The following is a 9,244-nucleotide window of genomic DNA, read 5'->3' on the forward strand; positions in this document are numbered from 1 at the left end:
ATCTGGTGGAAACCTTCGGGCCCGATGCAGTGCGCTATTTCTTTCTGCGCGAAGTCTCCTTCGGCAATGACGGCGACTATAGCCATGAGAAGCTGGTCAACCGCGTCAATGCCGACCTCGCCAACAATCTGGGCAATCTGGCGCAGCGCTCGCTCTCGATGATCAACAAGAACTGCGACGCGAAAGTGCCCCAGCCCGGCGCGCTGGCCGAGGCCGACCACGCTATAATTGCCGAGGTTGGCGCGGCATTGGCCGACGCGCAGAAGGCCATGGACAGCCAACTTATCCACGAGGCCACCGGCGCGATTATCATGGCCTTGAGTTCGGCCAATAATTATTTCGCCGCGCAGGAGCCCTGGGCGCTGAAAAAGACCGATCCGGCCCGCATGGCCAGCGTGCTTTACGTCACCGCCGATACGGTGCGGCGCCTGTCCATCGCCATGCAGGCCTTCGTGCCGGCCTCGGCTTCGCGCCTGCTCGACCAATTGGCCGTGCCTGAGGCCCAGCGCCTGCTGGCCGATGCGGACAAGGCTAATATGCTGGTCCCCGGCACCGAATTGCCGGCGCCGCAGGGTGTTTTCGCGCGCCTTGAAAAACCGGCCGAATGACATGCTGATCGACAGCCATTGCCATCTCGATTTCGAGGACCTGTCTAACGATCTCGATGGGGTCATGGCCCGCGCAGCGACGGCCGGCGTCACTCATATGGTGACGATATCCACACTTGTGGACAAGTTTTCCACATATGCCGAACTGGCCGAACGTTACGATAATGTCTGGTGCTCGGTGGGCACCCATCCGCACAATGCCGACAAGGAACTGCACATCCAGACGGATGATCTGGTCCGGCTAAGTGCCCATCCGCGCTGCATTGCCATTGGCGAGGCGGGGCTGGATTATTTCTACGACAATGCCCCGCGCGAGGCCCAGGCCACCGGCCTGCGCCGCCATATCGCGGCGGCGCGCATCACCAATCTTCCCCTGGTTATCCACAGCCGTCAGGCCGATGACGACATGGCCGCCATCCTCGAGGAAGAAACGGGGCAGGGGGCTTTCCCCTTCCTGCTCCACTGCTTCACCGCCGGGCCCGATCTGGCGCGGCGCGCTTTGGCGCTGGGCGGCTATATCTCCTTTTCCGGCATCATCACCTTCAAAAATGCCGAGGAAATCCGCGAGGTCGCCCAATTCGTGCCGGCCGACCGCTATCTGGTCGAGACCGACGCACCCTATCTCGCCCCCATTCCCCATCGCGGCCAGTCCAACCAGCCGGCTATCGTGCGCCACACCGCCGAGAAGCTGGCCGAAGTGCGCGGCGTGACGCTGGAACATCTGGCAGCGGAAACTACCGCCAATTTCGCCCGGCTCTTTTCCAAGTCCGGGCTGGCCTGAGCCATGCCGGCAGCCGAGCGGATCATCGCCACCATTCTGGGCTGCGGGTCATCGGGCGGCGTGCCGCGCATCGGCAATGTCTGGGGCGCCTGCGACCCCGAAAACCCGCGCAACCGGCGCCTGCGCAGCGCGCTGCTCATCGAGGGCTGGCGCGAGGGCAGCGAGCAGCCCACCCGCATCGTCATCGACACCGGCCCCGATCTGCGCGAACAATTGCTGCGCGAGCATGTCGATCGCGTCGAGGCGGTGTTCTACACCCACGCCCATGCCGATCATTTCCACGGCATAGACGATCTGCGCGTCTTGGCGCTGCACAATCGCCGCCGGGTCGATGTCTATTTCACCGCCGAAACCGGCGCCCGCATCCGCGAAGCCTTTGGCTATTGCTTCACAACCCCGCCGGGCAGCGACTATCCGCCCATCCTGGACGCTCATGAAATCGTGGCGGGCACCGATCTGGTCATCGACGGGCCGGGCGGCAGCATCGCGCTGTCTCCTTTTGAGCAGGAGCATGGCAACATCACCTCGCTGGGCTTCCGCATCCACGATTTCGCCTATTCGGTCGACCTCTCGGGTTTTCCGCAGGCCTCTTTCGCGGCGATCAGCAATCTCAAGCTGTGGATCCTGGACGCCCTGCGCCCTACGCCCCATCCCAGCCATCTCAGCCTCCCCGAGGCGCTGGACTGGATCGCGCGCTTTTCCCCGCGCCAGGCGGTGTTGAGCGACCTCCACATCGATCTGGATTATGCCACCACCGACGCGGAAACCCCCGCCAACGTCACGCCCGCCTTCGACGGCATGCGCATCGACGTGCTGACGGGAGAGATACTCAACCGCTGAGGTCTCCCCCACCCACGACGTCATCCCGGCCTTGAGCCGGGGCGACAGGCATTGGGTTAAACCCTAGCGAAACGCCGGAATCACGTTCCGCCCATAGCCGGCGATGATTTCTTCCTCGTCGCCGCTGTCGAGATAGATGTTGAACTGGGTGACGCCCGCCGCCTCGAGCTGGCGGATCTTGGCGACATGCTCGTCCGGCTCGCCCAGCACGCAGAAGCTCTCCACCACGTCGTCGGTGATGAAATCCAGGAACGGATTATCCGCCTGGCCGTGCTTGGAGTAATCATAGCCCCGGCGCTTTTCGATATAGCTGGTCAGGCTTTCCGGCACCTGGCCGCTCTCGGTGCCGTATTTTTCCACGATGTCGGCCACGTGGTTGCCCACCATGGCCGGGAACCATTTCACATGCTCGATGGCCCGCTTGCGGTCGCCGAAATAGGCGGGGGCGGCGGCCATGGAGCGGTAATTGCTCATGTCGCGCCCGGCTTCCTTGCCTGCGGCGATGCACTGATCGGTGAACCATTTGCACAGGCCCGGATCGGCCAGTTGCAACACCACGCCATCGGCGTGCTGGCCGGCGGTCTTGAGCGCCAGCGGGCCATAGGCGGCGACCCAGCTCGGCATGTCATGGCCCACGGCCCAGGGGAATGTCACCGGCGCCGGGATTTCGCCATAGCTGACCTCTTCGCCGCGCACCATGGCCTTGGTCTTGGCGATGAAATCGGCCACGCGGGCCAGGGTGGCGGGCTTCTTGCCCATGACGCGCATGGAGCTGTCCCCGCGCCCCACGGCAAGATCGAAGCGGCCCCCGCTCTGCTTGGAGAGCGAGCCGAAGATCGAGGCCGCCACCGACCAGTCGCGTACGTCCGGATTGGTCACCAGCGGGCCGAAGCGCATCTTGGTGGTGTGCTCCATGCACATGGCGATGGCCGCGTAGCAGTCGCGCCACAAAATGTGCGAGTCATAGAACCAGCAATAGCTGAACCCGGCATATTCGGCTGCGCGCACCAGATAGCGCGCGCGCTCCGCATCCACGAAGCCCTTGAAGGTGATGCCGAATTCCATGAACGCCTCCCAACGTTTCGTCGGCCATAATTTGACCAGTCAGTCAAATTTTTGGGTCGGCGCCGCGCGATTGTCAATCGCTATTGCGGCGGGACGGCAGAAATTGTCGGCGAGCCATAGGCCAGCATCGGCCGCCCGGTCTGGGGATGGGTCAGCACCACCGCCTCGACCTGGTAGATATCGCGCAAAAGGGCAGGGGTGAGCACGCTCTCGGGCGGCCCGGCGGCGGCGAGGCGCGCCGCGTTCAACACCACCAGATGGTCGCAAAAACCAGCGGCGAGGTTGAGATCGTGCAACGCCACCACCACGGTTGCGCCCGCCGCCGCCAGGCGCCGCAACAGGGTCAGCGTCGCCAGTTGTGCCTGGATGTCGAGATGGTTCGTGGGCTCGTCCAGCACCAGCAGCTGCGGCTGCTGCGCCAGCGCCCGCGCGATCTGCACGCGCTGCTGCTCGCCGCCCGAAAGCGTGTGGTAAAGCCGCCCGGCAAAGTCCCCCATGGCCACCGCGTCCAGCGCCTCCCAGGCGATCCGCGCATCCTCGGGCGAGGGGCCCGATTGCCACAGCGACTGGAAGGGAATACGGCCCAGCAGCACCACGTCGCGCGCGGTCAGCCGCGCATCGGTGCTGCCGCTCTGCTCGACAAAAGCCGCCAGTTGCGCCCGCGTCCGGCCAGGCATGGCCAACAGGTCGGCTCCATTGAAACACACCCGGCCTTCAACCTTGGGCATGAGCCCCAGAAAAGCGCGCATCAGCGTCGACTTGCCGGCGCCATTGGGCCCGATCAGCCCCGTCACCGCGCCGCGCGCAGCGGTAAAATCGACGCGGTCGAGCAACAGCCTGCCGCCGGCGCGAACGCTCATGCCGGCAATGTCCAGCCCGCCGCTCATGTGATGCGCCGATAGCGGAAGAGCACCAGGAGAAAGATCGGCGCCCCGACCAGGGCCGTAAGAATGCCCACCGGCAATTCGCGCGGCGCGAACAAGCTGCGCGCCGCCGTGTCGGTCCACACCATGAAGATGGCGCCGACCAGCATGCTCACCGGCAGCAGCAGCCGATGGCGCGAGCCGGTCGCAAGCCGCACGATATGAGGCACCACCAGCCCGACAAAGCCGATAGCCCCGCCAATGGACACCAGAATGCCGGTGAGAAGCGCCGTTCCGCCCAGCAAAAGCCAGCGCAGCCGCGTCACGTCGACGCCCAGGCTGGCGGCGGCGGTTTCCCCGAAGGCGAAGGCGTCGAGCGCGCGGCCCGAGATCAGCAGCAGTCCTCCCAGCACCGTCACGCCGGCCAGCACGGGCAGCGCCTCGCCCCACACCACGCCGCCCAGCGACCCCATCAGCCAGCTCAGGATTTCCCGATAGGAATCGGCGGTGACCGCCCAGAAGATGAGCAGCGAGGTTCCCGCCGCCGCCAGCGCCGAGATGGAAATGCCGGCCAGTATTGCCCGGCTGGGCGTCACCCCGCCCAGAAGCTGCGTCACCAGCAGGGTGAGCGCCATCGCCGCCGCCGCCCCCAGGAAAGCGCCCAGCGGCATCAGCAGCGTCGCCCCGGCCAGAAGGAAGATAACCGCGCCCAGCGAGGCGCCGGAGGACAGCCCCAGCAGATAGGGATCGGCCAGCGGATTGCGCGTCAACGCCTGCAACACCGCCCCGCACAGCGCCAGCCCGGCGCCCGTGGCCGCTGCCACCAGCAGGCGCGGCAGCCGCAATTCCCAGATGATGGCTTCGCGCAGCCGCCCGACAGGGCTTTCCGCCACCAGCCCGAGCCGGTGGCCAATGGTCTGCCACACTTCCATGGGGGCAATGTCGGCCGGCCCCAGCGTCACCGCCAGCACGATGCTGGCCAGCAGGACCACAACCAGCGCCGGGACGATAAGGCGGAGGCGGGGCGGGTTCACGGCGTGATGCTGAGCCCGGCCAGTTGCGCCGCCATGTCACGTGTCGCCGGCACATTGCTCACCCCAGCCTCAGCCGCGGCGAAAGGAACGACCAGATAGCGCTGGTGCATCACCGCGTCGAGCTGGCTGGTGATGGGGTTTTCGGCCAGTAGCGCCTTTTTCTGCGCCACCGAATTGCGCTCGCCATCCACCAGCACGATGATGTCGGGATCAGCATCCACCACCGCTTCCCAGCTCGCGGAAATCCAGCCGTCATCGACATCGGCGAATATGTTCTCCAGCCCCAGCGCCTCCAGCATCATCTGCGGCGCATTGCGGCCGGCGCCAACATAAGGCGCCTTGCCGCCCGAGGAATACCACAGGGCGGTCAGCCCCCGCCGATCGGGCGTGATACCGGCCAGTTCCGCCCTTTGTTCGGCGACAAGGGCCTTTGCCGCGTCTTCAACGTCGAACATGGCGCCGACCTCGGCGATTTCGGCAAACACGGCCTCGAAGCTGAGCTTGGGCGGCACGATGGAGCGGCAGGCGGCAGGCGAAACATAGGTGGCGACGCCCAGCGCGCCCAGCGTCGCCCGCTCCCCCACGCCTTCGATCGAAAAATTGCTTTCCCAGCCGGCATAGACCAGGTCCGGCTCCGCCTCGAGCACCACTTCGGGGGAGGGGAGCTTTTCGGACAGTACTGGCAGCGCGGCCGATTGCGCCGTCCAGGGCTCGGGCGCCAGCCCATCCTGAAAGGCGACGCCGACAATGCGCTCGCCCAGACCCAGCGCCAGCAGCATTTCGGTGGACGTGGAGCGAATGGCCACGACACGCTTGGGGGCAGCCGGCAGGCTCAGCGATACCCCGCAATTGTCCAGGGCGAGCGGATAGTCGGTTCCGGCCAGCGCCGGAGCGGCGGCAAGCAGGGTGAAAACGCCAAGAAAAGCGGGCAGGGGGCGCATGGGATCAATCCTGGGTCACGCGTTGGGTTTTCGGCGTTTTCTTGCGCATTTCGGCCTGCGCCGCCTCATAGCCGAGCCGATAGGCTTCGGCCGAGCCGAAGCGGAACATGTCGTCATCCACCGAACGCACCAGCGTGCGCGCGCCGGGGGCGTCGAGCCCCGTGACCAGCCGGTCCAGTCCGCGCACAACCGCCACGGGAATGCCGCTGGCCTTGCCCTTGACCAGGTCGGCCGCGCCCGCCAGTTCGTCGGCCAGAACGGTGACGGTGACATGGAGCGGCCGGCCATTGGCGTCGACGTCTCCGCGCAGATCGTCGGTGACGATCATGCCCGCCGCGCCGATGGCCACATCGGTCTGCCCGACGCGCCAGGGTCGACCCAGCGTGTCGGTGATAACGATGCCGATGGCGACGCCGAGCCGTGTGCGCAGCCCTTCACACAGGGCCCGCGCCGAACGGTCGGGATCTTCGGGCAGGCGCAGGGCGACGCCATCGGGCACGTTGGACATGTCTATGCCGGCGGCGGCCATGATCAGCCCATGGCGCGTCTCCACGATCCTGGTGGTGCCGCCCGGATGCACGCGCTCGGCCACGATGCGAACCGTATCCAGCGCGATCGCTTTTTCACGGTCGGCCGCCGGCACCTGCATGCCCTCGGCCTTGGAGACGATCTTGCTGGTCACCACCAGAATGTCGCCATCGCGCAGACCCGCTTCCGCGTCCTCCGCCGCAATGGCGGCGATGGCGTCGGCGATCAGCGTCACCAGATCGTCTCCCGGTCCGATTTCGGGCAGGCCCGGCACGCCCCAGATGCAATATCGCGGCAGCTTCATGGTGTCGCTCCGGCTTGCGCGCGGTCAGGCCAGGGCCTTGAGGCGCGGCAGGATATGCTTGGCATATAGCGCGATGAAACGGCTCTGGTCCTCGCCCGGCGCATGAAACACCAGATGATCGAAACCATAATCGATATAGGTCTTGATCGCCGCCACATGCTCGTCGGGATCGCTGGAAACGATCCAGCGCTTGGCGATGCGCTCGATGGGCAATTGCGCCGCCAGCCGCTCCATTTCTGCCGGGTCTTCCACCGAGTGCTTTTCCTCGGGCGTCAGCGACAGCGCCGCCCAGGCGCGCGTATTGTTCAGCGCCAGGTCCGGATCGGGGTCGAACGACACCTTTACTTCGATCATCCGCTCGAAGGGCAGGGCAGCACGGTCCGACTCCGCCCGGCCCGCCGCCACATTGGGCAGAAGCGTATCGACATAAAGCTCGGCACCCTTGCCCGAAGTGCAGATAAAACCGTCGCCCGCCCGTCCCGCATATTTGGCGTTGAGCGGCCCGGCGCCGGCCAGATAGATCGGCACCATCTTTTCGGGTTTGTCATAGATGGTGGCGTTCTGGGTGCGATAATATTCGCCCTCGAAACTGACGCGCTCCTCGCTCCACAACCGGCGGATCAGCGTCACGGCTTCGCGCAACCGCGCCGAGCGCTCCTTGAGTTCAGGCCACACCATGCCGGTGGACGGCACCTCGTTGAGCGATTCCCCCGTGCCCACGCCCAGGATAACGCGCTCGGGAAACATCGCGCCCAGCGTGCCGAAGGCATGGGCAACCACCGAAGGATGCAGCCGGAAGGTCGGCGTCAGCACCGACGTGCCCAGCACGATCCTTTCGGTGCGCGCCAGCGCCGCTGCCATCCAGGCCGGCGCAAATGGCGCATGTCCATCAGTATGCTTCCAGGGCTGGAAATGATCGCTGATGAATACGGAATCGAAGCCCGCCTGTTCGGCCTCGACGGCAAAATTCAACAGCGCATTGGGCGCAAACTGCTCGGCGGAAGCCTTGTAACCGAAACGCATCTCTCTCCCCGAATGCCCGGTTGATGGCAGGCAGTTTTGACCGATTGGTCAAAAATGTCCACTGGAATCGATGGCCCTGAAACTCATCGCAGATCGTCCCGGAAACGGAAGACCGCAAGATGCGTCACGGCATTCTCGCTATCGGTACGAAATGATTTTATCCTCGCCTCCGGCAAACCCGCTAAACTGTATGCCGCTACAGCGCCCAAAACCGGCAAAATGCCGCAAATTCGGCCCTTTGGGCTATTACAAAAGTTCCATAATATATATTATGCGAAAACGGGAATGGCAAAACCGCCGGTGGGATGAACTCCCCCAAGCTGGTAGGATCGGGCAAGATCCGTCGATTCCAGCCGAGATGTTTTCATGCAGCCTTCCCGCGACATTTCCCGTCTCATCGAGATCATGGCCGCCCTGCGTGATCCGAACGGCGGCTGTCCCTGGGATCTGGAGCAGGATTTCTCCACCATCCGCCACTACACCATCGAAGAAGCCTATGAGGTGGCAGACGCCATCGAGCGGCAGGATTTTGCCGATCTGCGCGACGAGTTGGGCGATTTGCTGCTCCAGCCGATCTATCACGCACAAATGGCCAAGGAGGCCGGTCATTTCGATATTGGCGACGTCATCTACGCCATCACGTCCAAGCTGATCCGCCGCCATCCCCATGTCTTCGGTACTGCTGAGGCCGGCACGGCCGATGCCAGCGAGTTGCGCTGGGAAGCGATCAAGGCACAGGAGCGCGCCGAAAAGGCTGAACGCCGCGGCGAGGCCGAGCCGTCCATTCTCGATGACATCCCCGGCGCCCTGCCCGCGCTGGCCCGCGCCGGAAAACTCACCAAGCGCGCCGCCAAAGTCGGTTTCGACTGGCCCGATTTCGCCGCGGTCAAGGCCAAGGTGGACGAGGAACTGGCCGAGGTCGGCGTGGCCCGGGCCTCGGGCGATGCAGCGGCGCTGCGCGAGGAAATCGGCGACCTGCTCTTTGCCGTCGTCAATCTTGCCCGCCATGCCGGCGTCGATGCCGAAGCGGCGCTGCGCGATGCCAACGCCAAGTTCACCCGCCGCTTCCATTATGTCGAAGCCCGCTGCCGCGAGGACGATATCGCGCCCAAGGATGCCGGCCTCGATCGGTTGGACGGCTACTGGAACGAAATCCGCGCCGCCGACAAAGCGTAATCGAGCAAGGCACTTTCCACGCCCACCGGGGTCATGCCGGCGCTGGCCGGAATCCATGCTGTAGGCCCTCCACCCCTGCGA

Annotated in this window: 10 protein-coding genes; 4 read left to right on the forward strand and 6 right to left on the reverse strand. The window is 65.0% G+C overall.

Features of this window, described 5'->3' with window-relative positions:
• The 3 genes from VDP82_RS09435 to VDP82_RS09445 all read left to right on the forward strand — a co-directional run.
• Positions 1-608, forward strand: a 608-nt coding sequence (locus VDP82_RS09435) for a class I tRNA ligase family protein (RefSeq protein WP_323014598.1), incomplete at its 5' end; no start/stop codon positions are given.
• 1 nt (position 609) lies between these two features.
• Entirely contained in the window at positions 610-1,389 is a 780-nt protein-coding gene (locus tag VDP82_RS09440; protein ID WP_323014599.1) for a TatD family hydrolase, read from the forward strand.
• Positions 1,390-1,392: 3 nt separating this feature from the next.
• Positions 1,393-2,229: an MBL fold metallo-hydrolase gene (locus tag VDP82_RS09445; protein WP_323014600.1), complete on the forward strand. Its 837-nt coding sequence runs from the start codon at positions 1,393-1,395 to the stop codon at positions 2,227-2,229.
• Between the two features lie 63 nt (positions 2,230-2,292).
• On the opposite strand, the gene VDP82_RS09450 is transcribed toward VDP82_RS09445, so the two are convergent.
• The 6 genes from VDP82_RS09450 to fgd form a co-directional block, all read right to left on the reverse strand.
• On the reverse strand, positions 2,293-3,294 hold the full coding sequence (locus tag VDP82_RS09450) for a TIGR03842 family LLM class F420-dependent oxidoreductase (protein WP_323014601.1): 1,002 nt from the start codon (positions 3,292-3,294) through the stop codon (positions 2,293-2,295).
• An 80-nt stretch (positions 3,295-3,374) separates the two neighbouring features.
• Entirely contained in the window at positions 3,375-4,181 is an 807-nt protein-coding gene (locus VDP82_RS09455; RefSeq protein ID WP_323014602.1) for an ABC transporter ATP-binding protein, read from the reverse strand.
• A complete protein-coding gene (locus VDP82_RS09460) occupies positions 4,178-5,191 on the reverse strand; it encodes an iron chelate uptake ABC transporter family permease subunit (protein WP_323014603.1) in 1,014 nt (337 codons plus the stop codon). The genes VDP82_RS09455 and VDP82_RS09460 overlap by 4 nt, the downstream gene beginning before the upstream one ends.
• Entirely contained in the window at positions 5,188-6,132 is a 945-nt protein-coding gene (locus VDP82_RS09465) for a putative F420-0 ABC transporter substrate-binding protein (protein ID WP_323014604.1), read from the reverse strand. The genes VDP82_RS09460 and VDP82_RS09465 overlap by 4 nt, the downstream gene beginning before the upstream one ends.
• A gap of 4 nt (positions 6,133-6,136) precedes the next feature.
• Positions 6,137-6,964 (reverse strand): coenzyme F420-0:L-glutamate ligase, encoded by an 828-nt coding sequence (gene cofE, locus VDP82_RS09470; RefSeq protein ID WP_323014605.1) that lies wholly within the window; start codon positions 6,962-6,964, stop codon positions 6,137-6,139.
• 24 nt (positions 6,965-6,988) lie between these two features.
• Positions 6,989-7,987: a glucose-6-phosphate dehydrogenase (coenzyme-F420) gene (gene fgd / locus VDP82_RS09475; RefSeq protein WP_323014606.1), complete on the reverse strand. Its 999-nt coding sequence runs from the start codon at positions 7,985-7,987 to the stop codon at positions 6,989-6,991.
• A gap of 366 nt (positions 7,988-8,353) precedes the next feature.
• Here fgd and mazG point away from each other — a divergent pair, with 366 nt between their 5' ends.
• Entirely contained in the window at positions 8,354-9,163 is an 810-nt protein-coding gene (gene mazG, locus VDP82_RS09480) for a nucleoside triphosphate pyrophosphohydrolase (protein WP_323014607.1), read from the forward strand.
• The last annotated feature ends 81 nt before the right edge of the window (positions 9,164-9,244 follow it).

The sequence above is a fragment of the Devosia sp. genome (genome assembly GCF_034675085.1).
Taxonomy (GTDB): Bacteria; Pseudomonadota; Alphaproteobacteria; order Rhizobiales; family Devosiaceae; genus Devosia.